Source organism: Fusicatenibacter sp. (assembly GCF_977045365.1).
The window spans coordinates 21,892-40,282 of the sequence record NZ_CDRRUH010000001.1 but is presented as its reverse complement, the minus strand read 5'-3'; the positions used below and the strand labels follow the sequence as shown (position 1 = coordinate 40,282).

The following is an 18,391-nucleotide window of genomic DNA, read 5'->3' as shown; positions in this document are numbered from 1 at the left end:
TTACAGACGGTCTTTGTACATCTCAGCAAAGTAGTTCTGATACTCACCGCTGATGATGTGTTTCCACCAGTCTTCGTTATCCAGATACCACTGAATGGTCTGTGCAATTCCGGTATCGAAATTGTATTTCGGTTTCCATCCAAGTTCAGTCTCGATCTTGGTCGGGTCGATGGCATATCTTCTGTCATGGCCCGGGCGGTCTTTTACGTATTTGATCAGAGATTCCGGTTTGTCCAGAGCTTTCAGGATGGTCTGTACTACCTGAAGGTTCGTTCTCTCGTTGTGTCCGCCAATGTTGTAAACCTCGCCTACTTTACCTTTATGGATAATCAGGTCGATTGCTTCGCAATGGTCGGATACGTGCAGCCAGTCTCTGACATTCTCACCGTTTCCGTATACCGGAAGCTCTTCGTCTGCCAGTGCGCGGCTGATCATAAGCGGAATCAGCTTCTCCGGGAAGTGATACGGGCCGTAGTTGTTGGAGCATCTGGAAACGGTAACCGGGGTACCGAAGGTTCTGTGATAAGCCAGTACAAACAGGTCTGCGCTTGCTTTGGATGCAGAGTACGGGCTGGAGGTGTGGATCGGGGTATTCTCTGTGAAGAACAGGTCCGGGCGATCCAGCGGAAGGTCTCCGTAAACCTCATCGGTAGATACCTGATGATATCTCTTTACGCCGAATTTTCTGGAAGCATCCAGCAGTACACGGGTTCCCATTACGTTGGTCTGAACAAAGATGCCCGGATCCTCGATGGAACGGTCTACATGGCTCTCTGCTGCGAAATTGACAACAACGTCAAATTTCTCTTTTTCAAACAGATCCATGATGAAAGCTTCGTCTGCGATATCACCTTTTACAAATTTGTAGTTCGGTTTGTCCTCAACCGGTTTCAGAGTCTCCAGGTTTCCTGCATAGGTCAGCAGGTCCAGGTTTACGATCTGATAATCCGGGTATTTGTTTACCATGTGATGTACGAAGTTTCCACCGATAAATCCGGCTCCGCCTGTTACTAATACTTTCATGCTTTTTCTCCTTTTTGGTGTGTTTATCGTCTCAGTTTTATGTCAATTCAACTTGTTGTACCCTCACTATAATGGGTGACGTTGCGTCATGGTCAAGAGGAGAATGAAAAAAGTTTGTGAAAATTTTGTTTTTTCCCCTCCGAGAGTACATCTATCTTAAAATCTTTACGGCGATTCTCGTAATATACTGTTCCATTTCCTGACTGGTCAGTGCATCCACCATATATTCCTCAAAAAAACGGTCATCCAGCAAAAGCTCCTGTTCCGTGGCATACCAGAACAGCTTCCGGTACGCCGCTTCAATTCCCTGCCATGGTCCTTTATAATAATAGCAAAGATACTCTCCCTCCGGCCGAACCGTGTATCGCACTTTCGCCGGCACACGATCAAAAATCAGATAGAAATCACGGTAATCCAGAAAATTCCCCGTTTCCAGTGTTTCCCGTTTCTGAACAAACCCCACATTATACGAACTTCGATTTCCGTATTGCCCGCAGTAAGCATAAAGCTCTCCGATTTTCTGATTGACTGCCAGATTATCCGCTGACTCGCTGTGGTTTGTGACAAGATACTGCAATGGCAGGATATGGATCCCCACAGGACAGAAGGGATCTTTTTCAAATGCCTCACGACATTCCGCCGATGCCTGTGCCAGAAACCGCTTCTTTTCCCCTATCCAGTGCTGCATCCTGCGGAGCCGCTGGATTTTTTCGTGCACCACCTTCTCCTCCTGTTCCAGAAGCACTCCGAATTTTTCAGGACTTCGCTGTTCCAGATAATTTCGAATTTCTGCCAGCGGCATGCCCAGCTCCCGCAGCATTCCGATCACATCAAACGTTTCGATCTGATCCATCGCATAATACCGGTATCCGTTTGCCCCTCTTCTTTTTGGTACAAACAGACCAATCTCATCATAATGGAAGAGCGTTTCTTTTGTTGTGCCTACCAGCGCTGCAAATCGCCCCGCGCTTAAATACTCCTGTTTTCCCATTTCTGACTCCTTTTCCTGAATATGTACTCTCGGAATTTTTCCTGTTTTTCACCTTTTTTGCACTTGACTATAGGGTTACCCTATCCTTTATAATAGCAAACGATTCAAATTTTCACAAGAAATCTTTCCCATCTAAAGCGTATCTGAAAAAGGCTTTTCACATATAAAAAGGAGGTTTTTGATTATGAGTCAGTCACTCGCCAAAGATTTCAACTTCCGCTCTCTGCTGAAGTTTGCGTTTCCATCGATCATCATGATGATCTTTATGTCTCTCTACAGTATTGTGGATGGCTTTTTCATCGCGCAGTACGTGGACAGCATGGCACTTTCCGCTGCCAATATCGTCTATCCTGCCGTCAGCATCCTTCTTGCCGTCGGCATCATGTTCGGTACCGGTGGCAGCGCCGTTGTCGCTGCAAAGATCGGACAGGGAAAACAGGAGGAAGCCAACCGGAACTTTTCTGCCCTTACCCTTACCACACTGATCATCGGTGTTCTGGGCGCGGTGCTCGGCAACCTGTTTTGCCGCCAGATCTGCCGTCTGCTCGGTGCAACACCGGTGCTGATGGATTACGGTACCGCCTATCTGCGGACGATCCTTTCCTTTGCCCCGGTCTGTCTTCTCCAGGCGCTGTTCCAGTCCTTCTTCGTAACGGCAGGACGCCCGGGACTCGGACTTTCCCTTACGGTGTCTGCCGGCATTACCAACATGCTTCTGGACTATCTGTTTGTCGTTCCGCTCCGGCTTGGTGTTGCGGGAGCTGCCCTTGCCACCGGTCTTGGCCAGTGCATCCCGGCTGTTGCCGGCATTTTATACTTTACCTTTGCCCGCAAAGGCCTTCGCTTCACCCGGCCGGAATTTTCCAAAGGCCTGCTCTCCACAAGCTGCTTCAACGGTTCCTCCGAGATGGTCAGCAATCTTTCTGCAGCCGTTGTCACTTACCTTTTCAATATGCTGATGCTGAAATTTGAGGGCGAAATCGGTGTTGCCGCCATCACGGCGATTCTGTACGGACAGTTTCTCTTTGTTGCGCTGTACCTCGGCTACAGCATCGGCGTTGCACCTGTGTTCAGCTTCAACTACGGCAGCCGGAACAAACAACGGCTGATCCGGCTTTACCGCATCAGTATCCGCTTTGTTGTGGTAAGCTCTGTGATTATTGCACTTGTGGCCGCCTTCGGCTCTCCGGTCATTTCCGCCGTTTTCATGCAGAAAGGCACGTACGGCTTTGAACTGACCCGCCACGGCGGATATCTGTTCTCCATCGCTTACCTGTTCTGCGGTACGAATATCGTCGCCTCCGGCATTTTTACGGCACTGTCAGACGGAAAGACCTCTGCTTTGATTTCCTTTTTGCGCACCTTCGTCTTTATCGTTCTCTCCGCGCTGCTTCTGCCGCTCGCACTTGGCACCAACGGTGTGTGGCTGTCGATTCCGGTCGCCGAATTTCTGACACTGTTCATCTCCGTGCCGAAGCTGTCCCGCTATTTCAGGGATCCAAAAGTCGCACCGGAGACACAAACGAGTCCCAACTGATCTTACCGACTTCGCTGATTCTCAAAACCCCGCACAGGGATCCGTTGTTTTCACCGGATCCGCTGTGCGGGGTTTCTCTTTTACTACCACTTTTTCCCCGGGCAGTCCCGCAGTGCAATCGCTGCCCGCATCTCCACGTAGCAGCCGCACATGCGGCACATGCCGGACAGCAGCTTTTCACACTCCTTACAGATCGAAAGCCGCCGCTCGTATTCCTCCTCCGGCGCTTTATCGTCCGCCGGAATTCTTGCAATATACTCGTACATATTCTGAAAAAAGCCTGCCTCGTCCATCTCACGAAGCAGGCATTTTTTACAGATTCTGGTATTTCCGTCCATTTAAATCCTCCGTAACCGAATCTTTTTCATCCAAAATATCTTCTGGTTTTTATGGTTTCCCTATTTTACTGCGATATGAAGTACACTGCACGCAGGAATGGTAAAGGAAATCCCCTCTTTGGTTGCCTGCACACCGTCAAAGGCCTGGACGCCAACCGTCTCCGGTGCTTCAAAGGTGTTTTTATCCTGCATATGGCCGGTTACGATCTCGGCTTTGATCTCGCCGGCTTTTTTTCCAAGAAGTACTGCTTCTACCAGATATGCTTTCTCCAGATCCACGTTCGTCATCGTGATATGAAGTACGCCGTCTGTATCTGCCGAAACAGACTCCGTCAGATTCGGAACCATGTATTCGTCTTCCAGACCAACCTGCTCCGTTTCCAGAGAGCTTGCCACCAGATCATTTTCCTGATGTACCTGATACAGATCGAAAACATGATAGGTCGGAGTTTTGACCATCTTCTCACCCTCTGTCAGGATCATCGACTGCAGAACATTGACCATCTGTGCGATGTTTGCCATCTTGACGCGGTCGCTGTGTTTGTTGAAGAGATTCAGGTTGATACCTGCGACCAGTGCATCGCGCATGGTATTCTGCTGATACAGAAATTCCGGATTCGTTCCCGGCTCTACATCGTACCAGGTACCCCATTCATCCACGATCATGCCGACCTGTTTGTCCGGATCGTACTGATCCATAATGGCGCTGTGACGGCGGATCAGCTCTTCCATGTACATCGTCTTTTTCATGGTCTTATACCAGTCTTTTTCCGCAAATTCCGTTGCACTGCCCTTGTGATCCCAGGTTTCCGGAACCGTGTAGTAATGAAGCGACAGGCCATCCATCATGCCATGCTGCTGTGGGGAGGTTCTGCGGAAGCATGCTTTCATCACTTCCTGCGTCCACTCATAATCATCCGTGTTGGCACCACAGGCAATTTTCCGGATTTTCCTGCTTCCATCGTAATCACGCACAAAGGTCTGATATCTGCGGTACATATTTCCGTAGAATTCCGGATTCATATTTCCGCCGCAGCCCCAGTTCTCATTGCCGACGCCGAAGAAATCGACGGTCCACGGTTTTTCGTGGCCATTTTCCGCACGAAGGTCTGCCATCGGAGATACACCGTCAAATGTCATATATTCAACCCACTCCGACATCTCCTGTACGGTACCGCTTCCCATATTTCCGTTGATATAGGTCTCACATCCGATCTGACGGCAGAGCTCAAGAAACTCGTGGGTACCGAAGCTGTTGTCCTCGACAACGCCGCCCCAGTTGGTGTTGATCATTTTTTTGCGGCTTTCTTTCGGTCCGATACCGTCTTTCCAGTGATATTCATCTGCAAAACATCCGCCCGGCCAGCGCAGTACCGGAACTTTGATATTTTTCAGTGCTTCAACAACATCGGTACGCATTCCATTCACGTTCGGAATATCGGAATTTTCTCCTACATAGAGTCCTTCATAAATACATCTTCCCAGATGCTCCGAAAACTGTCCCTGGATTTCCTTATTGATTTTTGAAAGCTTTCTGTTCGCATCAATTACTAACTTAGCCATAACTTGTCCCCTTTCGAGATCTTAAACTTGGCTTTATTATAGGAGATGTATCTCACTTGTGTCAATGAGCGTACAAGTTGTTTCCCCATGATTTTTTCAAAAAGTGCGGCCGTCTGGCTGCTGACCAAAAGGCCGCTTGTTTTATTTTTCATTCTGCATACGAAAAAACCGCCCTGGTTTTCACCAGGACGGTTACCGTCCGTGCGTTAGAGGATTCGAACCCCCGACCTTTTGGTCCGTAGCCAAACGCTCTATCCAGCTGAGCTAAACGCACATTTCTTTGTCGCTTTGGAACTCTTTGTTTATCACTCGTTCCCGCTGACATCATGTATATTACACTATCCTAAGAGAAAAGTCAACACCTTTTTGAAAAAAAATTTAAAATTTTTTCGAATAACAGTTTTTCGTGAAAATAAGGGCTTTTTCCCCTATTTCACGGTCCGCACCAGATAGCCTTTCTTTCGCAGTTCCTCTTCAATCAGATCCAGTGTCTGCGCAGAGTCTGCCGATACGGTATGAAAATGTTCCCCTGATGTGATATTCTTCAGCGGCCGTGATTTTCCCTGCCGGATTTCTTCCATAAACAGTGCCACCTTATTTCGTGAACTGATATTCAGTTCCGCCCGCAGTTCTCCGTAAACCTCGTGACGCACAATCACATCCAGCACAACGCCGCCGAAATCCACAATTGTATTCAGCTCGTCCTGCATCTGCTCATCCGTGTGATTCACCTCGAAGACCCGCGTCTCTCTCTCCGGGCTGCTGCAGATGTAGCCGCGGTTTGTCGCAATCACATCGTATCCGGCAGCGCGGATCAGGGCAATATCCTGGACAATCACCTGGCGGCTGACTTCACAGATCTTCGCCAGCGTTGCACCGGAAACCGGCGTCTTACTGTTTGTTATTCTTCGAAGAATCTCTTCTCTTCGTTCCTTTCCACTCATCATAAAACAAAACCTCGCATTTCGTACACTTCCCTTATCTTATCACACTTTCCGCCGTTTCTACAATAGCAGGAAATCATTTTCCAAAAGCTTTGTCAAGGACTAAAACTTTATGAAATTTTCCGGGCTCTCGTATATTCGCCCCGCCAACTGCCAATCATGAACGTATAACAGTAACGAACGGTAACCATACGTTCCATGTTTCAGGAGGATGCATACCATGGCGATCAATAAAGTTGAACTGTGCGGAGTCAATACATCACGCCTTCCCGTACTGAATGCCGAAGAAAAGGAGACTCTGCTAAAAAAGGCCCGCGAAGGAGATGCTGATGCCCGCGAACGCTACATTCAGGGCAATCTGCGCCTTGTCCTAAGCGTGATCAAGCGCTTCTCCAACAGCAGTGAAAACGCCGACGATCTCTTTCAGATCGGCTGTATCGGCCTGATTAAGGCGATTGATAACTTCGACACGACCTTAAACGTCCGTTTCTCCACCTACGCCGTGCCGATGATCATCGGTGAAATCCGGCGGTATCTGCGTGACAACAATGCGATCCGCGTCAGCCGTTCCCTCAGGGATACTGCCTACCGCGCCATCTGCGCCCGCGAACTCTATCTCAAACAGAACCAGAAAGAGCCTTCGATCGAGGAAATCGCCGCTGAAATCGGCATCGGAAAAGAGGATATCGTCTATGCCCTCGACGCAATCCAAAACCCGATGAGTCTGTATGAGCCCGTCTACACGGAAGGCGGCGATACCCTGTATGTCATGGATCAGTTAAGTGATAAGAAAAATAAAGAAGAAAACTGGGTGCAGAACCTCGCCCTGCAGGACGCGGTCGCCCGTCTCAATGAGCGCGAACGCCAGATCATCCGCATGCGTTTCTATGAGGGGCAGACCCAGATGGAGGTTGCCCGGGAAATCGGCATCTCGCAGGCGCAGGTCAGCCGGCTGGAAAAGTCCGCCCTGCGCTCTATGCGGAATTATCTCTCCGACGAGCGGTAACGCCCGCCGTTCACCGAATTTCTGCAAACTGCAGCTGGTAATCCGACGGCGGCATCTTTGATACTTGGAAGTCTGTCAAAGATCTCGTGGCACAGCAGGAAAAACTGCATCCGTACAACGGCGGCGGCTGCTTCAACGATATGGACATGCTGATCGTCGGCATGCACGGAAAAGGAAATGTTGGACTGGCCGGCTGCAGCGATGTCCAGTATCAGACACACTATGCACTGTGGGCATTCCTTGGCTCCCCGCTGATGATCGGCTGCGACATCCGCGAGATGAGCGACGAAACCCGCCGCATTCTCATGAATGACGAAATGATCCGCATCAACCAGGATCCGCTCTGCCGTCAGCCGTATAAAGTGAAAAACCATGCATGGAATGACAACGTTCTGATTTATGTTAAAGCGCTCGCAAACGGAGATCTTGCTATCGGCATGTTCAATCTCAGTGATGAAAAATCGCGTGCAGCCATGAATCTGGATGAGATCGGTCTTCCGTTCTCCACTAGCCGTACTCTGGAACTTACTGAGGTCTGGACCGGCGAGAATCTGCGTGCAAACAATGCCTCCCTTGTCACAGAGCTCGAGCCGTTTGCATCAAAAGTATACCGTGCAAAGGTCGTAAAACTCTGATGGCACGCTGTATGCAGTGCGGCAAAGAACTCACGCATAACGAGATCGGCGCCCACCGCAAATTTATCAACCGCGGCGCGGAACAGTTTTTCTGCAAGCAGTGTCTTGCCGAGCATCTCGGTGTAACGCCGGAGCTCATTGACGAAAAAATCGAACAGTTCAAGCGGCAGGGATGTACCTTGTTTGTATAAGGCCGCTGTATGTAACGCACAGAGCCAGATTTCCATGTATCAGAAATCCGGCTCTGTGTTATTTTTATGTTTTATGAAGGGTTCCGTCCGGCATCAGCTCCACGCAGACAATCTCGGGAATATTGTTGAACCGCGGAACCAATTCCGTATTTCCAAGTCCGGACGACAGTACCAGATGCCGTTTTCCATCCTCCGAGTCAAAAATCCCCTTCAGCTGTCCCGGAAACCATCCCATGTCCGGCGCATAAACACCGCCGATGCCAGGCAGAATGACCTGGCCGCCGTGAAGATGGCCGGAAAATACGCAGTCAATGTCCCACTCTTCCAAAGCGTCATTTCTCAGCCAGGCGATTGGGAGATGGCTGAGCAGGATTTTGTAACGGTCGGTGTTCTCAAAATCCCATAAGAACTTACACTCTCCTGGATCCGCTTCGCCAGTTTCCAGATATTTGCCCGGGAGACAGTAACCGTAAATGCCGCCGATACGGAGGGGCTGGCTGTTGATGGTGATATCTTTATATTCATAGTTCAGGACGGTGGCACCGGCGGATTCGTAGAGAGCGGTAATGTCTGTACCGTAGTTCTGCTCGTATTCCAGTTCATGGTTGCCGAGGGAGACGTATGTTGGGGCGATAGCAGATAATTCTGACAGCAGTGATGCAGCAATGTTGTCAACCTGCTGATTGGCATTTAGAAGATCACCTGTAATCAATATAAGATCTGGTGACTTCATTGCTGCTTTAGAAATCAGATGTTTATTATCCGAACCAAAGATGCTGTTATGGAGATCCGTTATTTGTATCAGACAAATTTCTTCCGAAATTTTCTTCGACTGCAGTATATATGTTATGCTGCTTAGATTATATTTCGATTTTACAGCACTTTTTCCTGCTATGCACAGAAGTATAACAACCAATGTGCCCACTACCCTACGCAGCTTGTGCCCGTTTTTACATCGTTTTCTCATTCTATTTCTAACCATCTTATATTTTAGATCGAATCATTCTCAGCAGACTCTGCCATTGTCTTCTCACTCTAAAAAGGTTGACTTTTTCAGGATATGCTAACACATAAAAATCATAATTGTTTCTAAAACCTACAATTCCCTCTTTTTCTGCCTGTTCCAGTGTTTCTCTATACTGTTGTTGAAATTTTTCTCCCCGTTCTTTATCAAAATCTTCTTTCCGTTTTTGGCACTTTATCAAATCCCACTGCGCTGAATTCAGCAGTTTTAACAGTGCCGACTGATAAAGTTCTTTACACCTTTTTTTCTTAAAAAATTCTATTCTTTCTTCCTGTGCATCATATTCGTCAAATCTTTTATTGAGCGTTAAATTTTTTGTTATTCCACACGGATTTGTAAAATAGAAATAAAATACAATATCTGTTACTGCTATTCTCTCACATCTATAATACAATTGATACGTAATATATTCATCTTCAAACAATCTCCCTTGTGGAAAACGGATTCCATTAAATATTGTTTTCTTAAATAATTTTCCACAACAGGATACATATTTTTCCACGTTTTGACCACAAAAAAGTTTGCTTTCTATTTCCAGCCCCGACTGGATTTCCACACAATTCTTCATTTGTAACTCAGCGCATGTATCTACTTCTTCTATCTCAGCAAAACGTTTTAATCCGCAGATAAAGATATCCGCGTTTTCCTCTTTCAAAACTTTCAGCTCTGTTTCAAGCATTTTACTATGCACCACATCATCCGCATCAATAAACATTACGTATTCCCCTGATGCAATTTCTAAGCCCGCATTTCTAGCAGAAGAAAGCCCCCCGTTTTCTTTATGAATCACCGTTATTGTCTTCTGTTTTTCAGCATATTCATCACATATCTCGGCCGAACCGTCTGTTGAACCATCATCCACTAAAATAATTTCATATTCCTGACAACTCTGTGCCAGCACACTGTCGATACACCGTTTTAAATAGCTTTTCCCTTGATAAACCGGAATTATAATACTAACCGTTATCATATCTGATCCATCCTTTTATTTTCAAGTAGATTTTTTCTCCCAAAAGCTTTTTAATCATACGATTCGGAAGATATTTCCAATCATTTTTCTTTTCCTCTAACAATGCCTGACGATGTTTTTTATGATACTCTTTTTCTGCTCTTTCCATCCAGCTTGCATGAAACCAATGAACCGAAATTGTTTTTTTTGATTTTCTTCTATATCCTGTTTCAAAATCAATGGGGCACATACAAATGGATGGTAAAATCATAATATTTCCCTCTAAAATCTGCTGCTTATCCTTTTGTTCCAGTCCGTGTTTCAAAAAGATTTCTGTATTGATAACCGGGCATGTCTTCTTATTTTCTGATCCGTCCTCTAAAATAAACGGGATCGTTTGATACATCTCCATCATTTCGTACAACAAACCACATCCCCGTTCAGCGCCAAATCCAAGCCCCGTAGAAATATATTTTTTATTTTCAAATCCAAAAAAAGCACTGTATTTTAGCAGAAAATCAATCTTTTTCACTAATTCTACATCCGTATCAAAATATATCCCTCCATATTCATACACAACCCGGAGTCTTACATAATCTGTAACAAATGCCCACTTTTTCCTATGATATGCGTCAATTACATACTGCGGGCATTCTTTTATATTAAAATTTTTTTCATTCCATTCTACAATAAGATAGTCTGGACAGAACTTTTGCCAGCTTTGCATGCATCGCCTGACCGAATCTGGAATTGGCTTTCCCCCAAACCAGCAATAATGTATTTTTTTAGGAATCATTTCTTTCCCCCACGCATTTCAAATCGTCTAATCGGATTTTTCCCCAGGCATTTACGTTCCAGTTAATCTTTAAAGCATGTTTACTATCCTGAACTTCAAATGTAAATGCCGGAAATACTGCATCCAAGTCATCGTAAGTTCCCATTTCGTTTACATTATAAATCACCAGCAATACAAAATATTTTCCCGGTACAAGTCCACGCAGCAGCAATTCCATTTCCAATATTTTGCTTCTTCCTGCCGAAAAGGATGTAAATTCCTGCAAAATTCCCGCTGCAACAGATCCTCCATCTGCTGATCTTATTTCTGCCCTCACGGATAGATTTGAAATATTTGTTTTGGCCTCAACCGACAAATCAAATTTCAGCTTTTCCTCAAATTCATATACCGGTACCTGTTTGTCCAAAAGATGCACATGTGTCATTTTCGCCTTAATAACTGGCGGCAGATGTGCCATTCTCTTATTTCTCAGATCAATATCTACACTTCCGTTTTTAACAGCTGTATCCATATACAAATCAATTGCTCTTTCTACCCCGCCGTCAAATATCAGTTCGCCGTGATCCAGTACAAGGCAGCGGGTGCAAAGCTGACGAATGGTATTCATATTATGACTCACATAAAGAATCGTTTTTTCTTCTGAATTTGCCGCCTTTCCCATCCGTCCAAGACACTTCTGCTGGAATTTCATATCTCCGACAGCCAGAACCTCATCCATAATCATAATTTCACTATCCAGATGAGCTGCCACAGAAAATGCAAGTTTAACATACATCCCACTGGAATATCGTTTTACAGGCGTATCGATAAACTCTCCACATTCGGAAAATGCAATAATCTGATCCAGTTTTTCTCCGATTTCTGCACGGCTCATCCCCAATATTGCCCCATTCATATAAATGTTTTCACGTCCCGTTAATTCCGGATGAAATCCCGTTCCTACTTCAAGCATAGATGCCACACGGCCATTCATTCCAATGCTTCCTTTTGTTGGTGCCGTTACTCTTGACAGCAGCTTCAGCAATGTCGATTTTCCTGCTCCATTGTGTCCGATAATCCCTACTGCTTCTCCTTTTTCTACCTCAAATGAAATATCCTTCAGCGCCATAAAACGTTTTCCATACTCTGGCGTTTTCTGGCCTATTTTCAGTGTCGGATCTTCTTTTTTTCTTATTTTTGCATGGAATCGTTCCAGATCTTCCCGTAATGTTGTTCCCCCGATTGCACCCAGTCTATATTCTTTTGATACATGATCTATTTTGACCATAATCTGTTTTTCTGCCATCCTGTTCTCCTTAAATGGTATCCATAAATGTTCTTTCCACTTTATTGAATAACACAATTCCAAGTACAAATAAGATCATTGTGCTTCCCCACCCCATTCCATAGTATCCTGCATGAAAATATCCTGTTCCGAAAAAAATATAGCGGAATGAAGTGATGATCGGTGTCATTGGATTCAGCATATAAATCTTCATATATTTTTCAGGTACAAGCCGCAATCCATATGCAACTGGCGTTCCATACTGCCATAATTGTAATCCAAAACCTATCAGCATCGCCAAATCACGATATTTTGTTGTAAGCGCTGAAACAATAATTCCAACTCCCATCGCCAGCATCATCATCTGAATGATCAATATTGGAAATAGAAAGAGATACCCGGACAATCGAATTTCCATTTTCCCTTTCCATATAAAATACAGCAAAAAGATCAAAAACATGGCAAATTGAATACCGAAGGAAATCAAATTAGATATGGTTGACGCCGCCGGAGATACCAGCCTTGGAAAATATACCTTTCCCATAATAGAACTGTTTGTTATAAATGTGTTTGCCGTACTGCTGACCGTCGATGAAAAATAGCTCCAGCAGATCGTGCCTGCCATATAGAACAGAAATGCCGGAATTACGGTTTCTTCTGTTGCTTTCACATCCAGCGTAGTCAGGTTTGCCAGTGAACCAAAAATCACAGTGAACACTATGGTTGTTAACAGGGGCTGTATCACCGCCCACAAAGGCCCTAAAATTGTCTGTTTATATTTCGAAATAAAATCTCTTCTCACAAATAAAAAAATCAGGTCTCTATACTCATATGTTTCCTTTAAATGAAGATTGATCCATTTTGAATTTGCTGTAATAACTGTTTTAAATTGTTGTTCCATCTTTTTCTCTCTAACCTTAAACTTTGATTTTTCTTATAAATATTTTGATTCTTTTCGGTATCATGGAACGAAGTTTTCTCACAAACAGAATTCTGTTTCTTCGTTTCTGATACCATCGTTCCACACATGCATAGTTCTGTTTTTGCAGTTTCATTACTTTCTCCCGCTGCCGTTTCAGTGCAGACGGCTGTACCAGCTGTGCATTATATTTTGCTGCCCGCTGATAAGATGACGGATATTTTATAATGTTACTTCCATATTTCGCAAGCATAGTCCTTCCCTGCTCATTATTCACAATCAGACAGGAGACTCCTTTTTCTTTCTCTATTTCACCTCCATATTTTTTCAAATATTCCGAGTGCACCAGCTCTATCCCCCAATAATCTCCTATGGTAATATCACCCTGACGATATTCTGATGCAAACGGACAAAAATAGCAGCTTTTCCGGTATGTGTATCCATTTAAAAACATTTGATAATAGGAGCTTTCTTCCGGTTCAAAATATCTTTCTTTCTGACTTCCATCCCTGTTCTCCAATATCATTTTTCCGTATAACTTCCACCCGCTGCTTTTATCTCGAAAATAAAATCCTGCTATTTTTTTTCCTTCTTTCGATTCTATGTATCCTAAATAATTCTGGAATAATTTTGCGCTCGGTACACCATGACATATAATTTCTATTGTATATAAATTTGCATACGTTCTCTGAAGGTATCCTCTCAGTCCTGCTATCTGACAAGGCGTTCCGCTAAACAACACAGTCTCGTTATGTTCCAGATGCCGCTTAATTTCAACATATACATTTTCCAAATTGCTTTGTACATATTTTGAACCCTTTAATTTACAAAGTTCCTCTATCTTATCTATCCCGATATGTTTTATTACTAAGTTTTGGTTTTCATAAAGCATAGCACATCCATAGACAATTCCTTTTCTTTTTAACACTTCCTGCGCCAGCACGGTAAAGATTCCCCCCGAAGCACTTTCTTCCAGATCAGCGTCCTTTGCCTGTGCCGCATACGTTTCTTTTCGTGATTGCTCTTTTTTCTCAAAACTGCAGACTTTTAAACATTTTCCGCACTCCGTACACTTCGATTCATCTATTTTAGGATAATCAAAACCATTTTCATCCTCTTCCATGTAAATCGCATGTCTGGGGCAGCATTTGCTGCAGGCTCCACATCCACAGCAATTTGTCTCATTCTTTTCGGAAATTATATTTCTCATTTACCCTTTTCCCTATTCTAATGCTTCTTTTATTGCTTCAAGCTTTCGATACTGATATCTTGTGTCCGGTTCCAGAAAAGCACCTTCTCCCCATTCATTCCATGCATTAATAAATATTACCGGCTTTTCCTCTTTCCGTGCTCTTTGTACCAGTATTTTCATATATTCAGCAAACTTTTCTACGGAAAATCCACTGACCATAACTCCATGTTTATTTCTTGGCGTATTATCCCAATCCACAAAACACCCCGGCCAAAAATTTTTCTTCCATTTCGCATTTAAAATCAAATCCCATATCTCATCGTAAAAATACATTCCCAGACTCTGCTCTTTCTTCCAATCCATTCTTCCTTTCTTCTTTCGACATTTTCGATAAAACGACACCATTTCCTCTCCACAAAATTTTCTGATCAAAGAAATTTTTCTGCTTGTTCCAGGTAGCTCCTGGCTTTCGATATTTCGTGAATATACAGGCTCAAATTCAATTTGATAATCAAAAATATCGTTTCTGTAATACATATCTGAATAATACGCCGGAAATTGAAAGGCCAGACATAAATCCGGAAAACCTTCTTCTTTTGCTCTTCTTCTAAAATACGATGCCATCTTATAAATATCGATCATTTGTTCCGGCTTATAAACAACGAGCAATGGGCACCCATCTACTGTTATATATCGTTCATCTTGAAAAAAATTCAGCAGATACTGAAAGTGCCGTTCCCACTCTTCTTTTCCGCCATAATCCTGCTCCATGATGATTTCCTGATCTCCACCATCCCAGTTCTTACTCCAGTTTTCATTGGCCCAGCAAAAGCAAAATGGGATCTCTATTTTTTTGTTTTTCAGCATTTGTTCCGCCGGTTTTTCCAACAACTTCTCACCATGTTTAAACCAATAATGATAATAGCAAAATCCGAAAATCCCATATTTTTTTGCCAGATTACTCTGCCAGATCTTTACCTGATCATCCATTAAATCATAATAGTTAAGGTCCAGTGGGATTTTGGGCTGATCATGCCCGGAAAATAATGCTTGTGCTTTTCGTACATTTGTCCATTCGGTAAACCCCTCACCCCAGCATTGGTCATTTAATGGTATTGCATGAAACTGAGGCAGGTAAAATGCAATCAGCTTAACTCCTTTTCCATCTTTAATTTCTGCCATTTTTCTTCCCCTCACCTTCTGTTTTTTCCATGATTTTTTCAAAACATTCCAAAAGACATCTCAAACGAGTTTCAAACTGAAAGCTCACATCGCTTTTCTTCTGAATCTCAGCAATTTTTTTGAGTCTCTGATATCTTAATGCACGAAATTTATAAAATTGATATATGCCTTCTCTCCCATATCGTTTCCAGAAATACGTCATCGTTCCATTTATTCGAAGTTTAAATTGTTTTTCATTAAAATCATGCTGTTTATCTAAGGTTGCTCCCTCCAGGTGAATAATTTTTGCCTGTGGTATATTATAAATTTTTTTACCTCTTTTTTTAATTCTCCAGGACAGTTCTTCCTCCTCGGCATACATAAAAAAATCCTCATCAAATCCTTTTAATTGTTCAAAGAATTTTTTCTTCATCATCATGTCTGCCCCAAATATATAGGCAGCTTCTATCTTTTGATTGGTATCATTAAAATCTTTTCTTCGTATCTGCAATGCAGGATGTTTTCTGTATAATTTTTGTTTTGCTTTTGACAGCATCAAATACCGCCAGGATGCATATCTCTTTTCCGTACACAAATCATCAAACTTTAAGCAAAAAGACGGACACGGCATTCTCTCTGGTGTATACAAATTTCCGCCTATACATCCCATATCTGGATTGTTTTTCATCTCTTCCCATAAAATTTTTACTGCATTATTCATCAAAACTGTGTCCGGATTAAGAAAGAATACATAATCCCCCGCTGCGTATTTTGTTCCCAGATTGTTCGCTTTTCCAAATCCAAGATTTGTTTTTGCATCTATCATCTTAACTCTGTTTTCAAATTTCTCCTGTAATCTTTCTGCTTCTTTGTTCTTTGATGCATTATCCACGATAACAATTTCAAATTCTACATCCGCAGTTTGTTGAAATATTGAATTGACACAATCGATTGTTAAGTCTATGGAATTGTAATTAACAATAATAATTGAAACATCCATACGCTATCCTTTCCCTTTTATTTTTTCTTTTATGCTCTCATACCTCTCTTTTCCTAAAATACTTCTGCATATTCTGTTCGGCAGATGAATCATACAGTCCATATTTCTTAGATATTTTCTTTTTTTCTTTTCTTTTTCTGTAAGCCATGATGCTTCAAAATGATGAATCGAATATGTATTATCTGTCAATTCACACTTATGACTTTTCCAATTGATCGGGCAGAAATACTCTGCTGGATAAATATGAAACTTACAAATTTCCTGTTCCACATTTTCTTTCTTCATTCCCAGTTTTACCAGTGCCGCTGTGTTATAATAAGGACACGTTTTTAAATTTTCTTTTTCCTGCTCAACAAAATCAATCTCTTTATAAATGTCCAGCATTGCCTTCACGACCGGATGAAAAGCAGATGCACCAAACCCCTGTCCCGTATTCACATAAACTTCATCACCTTCTTCGTCCGCTTTCTTCTCAAATCCGATATAGCCATCTGTCTCTAACAAATCATCCAGTGATCGAATTAGTTCGACATCCGTATCCAGATAGATTCCTCCATACTGATAAATAATATCCAGTCTGGCATAATCGGATACAAATCCCCAGCGTTTTGCCTGATACGCCTGCTCCATATATTTATTTTTATGAACATCATAATTATTGCTGTTCCATTCCATAATTTCATAACCCGGACAATATTTCTGCCAGCTCTTGATACATTGGATCACCAGCAATGGTTTTTCGTTTTCCCCAAACCAACAATAATGAATTTTTTTCGGTATCATATAAACTCCTGGCAATAAATAGAATATTTTTTATAATCTTTATTTAAAATTGCTTTTGCAAGAAAATAATATCTGTCCTTTTTCTTCAGATACTCTTTAAAGTTGGTACAGACAAATTCACATTCCCCTGCAAATACAGCCTTTTTTATTTTTTCCGGCAGCATAACAATCCTCCGGCAGGTAAATACAATCTGTCTCATTACCCTTTGATAATTCTCGTAGTCAAAAGGAATCTCCATTTTCTTTTGAATCTCAGCCATTAACAGCATAATCCAATAAGAATCTACTCTTTTTGGATTTTCATCATGCTTCTGTGTAATACTCTCTCCATGAATTCGATATGCATACACTACATCAGACAAACAATCCACTTTATTCGCCATTGGAAAAATCACAGCTCCGATAATTGCATCCTCATACCAATAGCCCTCCGGAAATTTCAATCCTTCCCACAGTTTTGCTTTCATCACCTTTAAACAGGGGCCTCCCCAATATTGATTTCTTTCTTTTGGCAAATGTTCTTTTTTTATCATTCCAAGAAAACCATTTTTATCAAAGCGATAGCCATTTCCCTCTACAATATCCGCATCTTCCAGATACGCTTTTGACAGCAAACACTCTATTGCATTCGGTAATAAAACATCATCCGAATCAACAAACATAATGTATTTGCTTTTTACTCTTTCAAGTCCTGCATTTCTTGCACCCGAATACCCTTTATTCTCCTGCCGAATAACTTCTACACATGGATTTTTTATGTATTGATTTAAAATTTGCCCGCTTCGATCCGTCGATCCATCGTCAATTGCAATTATCTGAAAGGAATATTTTGTTTTTTGCAGGACGATCGACTCCATACATTCCTTCAGCCAGTTTTCCGAGTTATATACAGGCACTATAATCGTGAGATCATATCGAATCTCTCTGCTCCTGTTTTCAGAAAATACATCCGGCGACACGGGCGGTGCAACATCCATCAGTATTCTCTTCGCATCCTGTGAAGAAAGTGTAATCTTTTCTTCCCGTATTTCATAAGCAATCCATGCCGCTATTCTTTTAAAAAGCATTTTCAACC

Annotated in this window: 19 protein-coding genes and 1 tRNA gene; 4 read left to right on the top strand and 16 right to left on the bottom strand. The window is 42.9% G+C overall.

Annotated features, from left to right (window positions below; genetic code table 11):
- The gene (gene rfbB, locus ACY2VW_RS00215; RefSeq protein WP_022461570.1) at window positions 1–1,023 is read right to left on the bottom strand and encodes a dTDP-glucose 4,6-dehydratase; all 1,023 of its coding nucleotides are present in this window, start codon (window positions 1,021–1,023) and stop codon (window positions 1–3) included.
- A gap of 151 nt (window positions 1,024–1,174) precedes the next feature.
- Window positions 1,175–2,014, bottom strand: coding sequence for a MerR family transcriptional regulator (locus ACY2VW_RS00210; protein ID WP_461876588.1), 840 nt, complete (start codon window positions 2,012–2,014; stop codon window positions 1,175–1,177).
- A 184-nt stretch (window positions 2,015–2,198) separates the two neighbouring features.
- Between ACY2VW_RS00210 and ACY2VW_RS00205 the strand changes: the two genes are divergently transcribed.
- Window positions 2,199–3,551, top strand: a complete 1,353-nt coding sequence (locus tag ACY2VW_RS00205) for an MATE family efflux transporter (RefSeq protein ID WP_461876587.1) — start codon at window positions 2,199–2,201, stop codon at window positions 3,549–3,551.
- Between the two features lie 83 nt (window positions 3,552–3,634).
- Here the strand turns inward: ACY2VW_RS00205 and ACY2VW_RS00200 are convergent, their stop codons facing one another.
- The 4 genes from ACY2VW_RS00200 to ACY2VW_RS00185 form a co-directional block, all read right to left on the bottom strand.
- Window positions 3,635–3,889 (bottom strand): DUF6171 family protein, encoded by a 255-nt coding sequence (locus ACY2VW_RS00200; RefSeq protein ID WP_461876586.1) that lies wholly within the window; start codon window positions 3,887–3,889, stop codon window positions 3,635–3,637.
- A 60-nt stretch (window positions 3,890–3,949) separates the two neighbouring features.
- A complete protein-coding gene (locus tag ACY2VW_RS00195) occupies window positions 3,950–5,452 on the bottom strand; it encodes an alpha-N-arabinofuranosidase (RefSeq protein WP_461876585.1) in 1,503 nt (500 codons plus the stop codon).
- A gap of 200 nt (window positions 5,453–5,652) precedes the next feature.
- A tRNA-Arg gene (locus ACY2VW_RS00190) sits at window positions 5,653–5,726 on the bottom strand.
- Between the two features lie 154 nt (window positions 5,727–5,880).
- Window positions 5,881–6,396: a 3H domain-containing protein gene (locus ACY2VW_RS00185; protein WP_461876666.1), complete on the bottom strand. Its 516-nt coding sequence runs from the start codon at window positions 6,394–6,396 to the stop codon at window positions 5,881–5,883.
- Window positions 6,397–6,616: 220 nt separating this feature from the next.
- On the opposite strand from ACY2VW_RS00185, the gene sigG reads away from it, so the two are divergent.
- From sigG to ACY2VW_RS00170, 3 genes are read left to right on the top strand one after another with little or no spacing between them, the layout of a single operon-like run.
- Entirely contained in the window at window positions 6,617–7,402 is a 786-nt protein-coding gene (sigG, locus tag ACY2VW_RS00180; protein WP_461876584.1) for an RNA polymerase sporulation sigma factor SigG, read from the top strand.
- A gap of 53 nt (window positions 7,403–7,455) precedes the next feature.
- The gene (locus ACY2VW_RS00175; protein WP_461876665.1) at window positions 7,456–8,037 is read left to right on the top strand and encodes a hypothetical protein; all 582 of its coding nucleotides are present in this window, start codon (window positions 7,456–7,458) and stop codon (window positions 8,035–8,037) included.
- The gene (locus tag ACY2VW_RS00170; RefSeq protein WP_022461561.1) at window positions 8,037–8,228 is read left to right on the top strand and encodes a hypothetical protein; all 192 of its coding nucleotides are present in this window, start codon (window positions 8,037–8,039) and stop codon (window positions 8,226–8,228) included. The genes ACY2VW_RS00175 and ACY2VW_RS00170 overlap by 1 nt, the downstream gene beginning before the upstream one ends.
- A 64-nt stretch (window positions 8,229–8,292) precedes the next feature.
- Here ACY2VW_RS00170 and ACY2VW_RS00165 read toward each other — a convergent pair whose 3' ends face one another.
- The 10 genes from ACY2VW_RS00165 to ACY2VW_RS00120 are packed head-to-tail and all read right to left on the bottom strand — an operon-like array spanning window position 8,293 to window position 18,383.
- Window positions 8,293–9,195: a metallophosphoesterase gene (locus ACY2VW_RS00165; RefSeq protein ID WP_461876583.1), complete on the bottom strand. Its 903-nt coding sequence runs from the start codon at window positions 9,193–9,195 to the stop codon at window positions 8,293–8,295.
- Window positions 9,196–9,211: 16 nt separating this feature from the next.
- Complete coding sequence (locus tag ACY2VW_RS00160) at window positions 9,212–10,222, bottom strand: glycosyltransferase family 2 protein (protein ID WP_461876582.1); 1,011 nt, start codon at window positions 10,220–10,222, stop codon at window positions 9,212–9,214.
- A complete protein-coding gene (locus ACY2VW_RS00155) occupies window positions 10,209–10,997 on the bottom strand; it encodes a glycosyltransferase family 32 protein (RefSeq protein ID WP_070103219.1) in 789 nt (262 codons plus the stop codon). Before ACY2VW_RS00155 ends, ACY2VW_RS00160 begins: the two co-directional genes overlap by 14 nt.
- Window positions 10,987–12,282: an ABC transporter ATP-binding protein gene (locus ACY2VW_RS00150; protein WP_461876581.1), complete on the bottom strand. Its 1,296-nt coding sequence runs from the start codon at window positions 12,280–12,282 to the stop codon at window positions 10,987–10,989. Before ACY2VW_RS00150 ends, ACY2VW_RS00155 begins: the two co-directional genes overlap by 11 nt.
- A 10-nt stretch (window positions 12,283–12,292) precedes the next feature.
- Complete coding sequence (locus ACY2VW_RS00145) at window positions 12,293–13,162, bottom strand: ABC transporter permease (RefSeq protein ID WP_118741599.1); 870 nt, start codon at window positions 13,160–13,162, stop codon at window positions 12,293–12,295.
- A gap of 16 nt (window positions 13,163–13,178) precedes the next feature.
- Window positions 13,179–14,390: a Coenzyme F420 hydrogenase/dehydrogenase, beta subunit C-terminal domain gene (locus ACY2VW_RS00140; protein ID WP_461876580.1), complete on the bottom strand. Its 1,212-nt coding sequence runs from the start codon at window positions 14,388–14,390 to the stop codon at window positions 13,179–13,181.
- Window positions 14,391–14,402: 12 nt separating this feature from the next.
- The gene (locus ACY2VW_RS00135) at window positions 14,403–15,554 is read right to left on the bottom strand and encodes a glycosyltransferase WbsX family protein (protein WP_461876579.1); all 1,152 of its coding nucleotides are present in this window, start codon (window positions 15,552–15,554) and stop codon (window positions 14,403–14,405) included.
- The gene (locus ACY2VW_RS00130; RefSeq protein ID WP_461876578.1) at window positions 15,541–16,533 is read right to left on the bottom strand and encodes a glycosyltransferase family 2 protein; all 993 of its coding nucleotides are present in this window, start codon (window positions 16,531–16,533) and stop codon (window positions 15,541–15,543) included. The genes ACY2VW_RS00135 and ACY2VW_RS00130 overlap by 14 nt, the downstream gene beginning before the upstream one ends.
- A gap of 3 nt (window positions 16,534–16,536) precedes the next feature.
- Window positions 16,537–17,316, bottom strand: coding sequence for a glycosyltransferase family 32 protein (locus ACY2VW_RS00125; RefSeq protein WP_461876577.1), 780 nt, complete (start codon window positions 17,314–17,316; stop codon window positions 16,537–16,539).
- The gene (locus ACY2VW_RS00120; RefSeq protein WP_055227928.1) at window positions 17,313–18,383 is read right to left on the bottom strand and encodes a glycosyltransferase family 2 protein; all 1,071 of its coding nucleotides are present in this window, start codon (window positions 18,381–18,383) and stop codon (window positions 17,313–17,315) included. Before ACY2VW_RS00120 ends, ACY2VW_RS00125 begins: the two co-directional genes overlap by 4 nt.
- Window positions 18,384–18,391 lie beyond the last annotated feature (8 nt).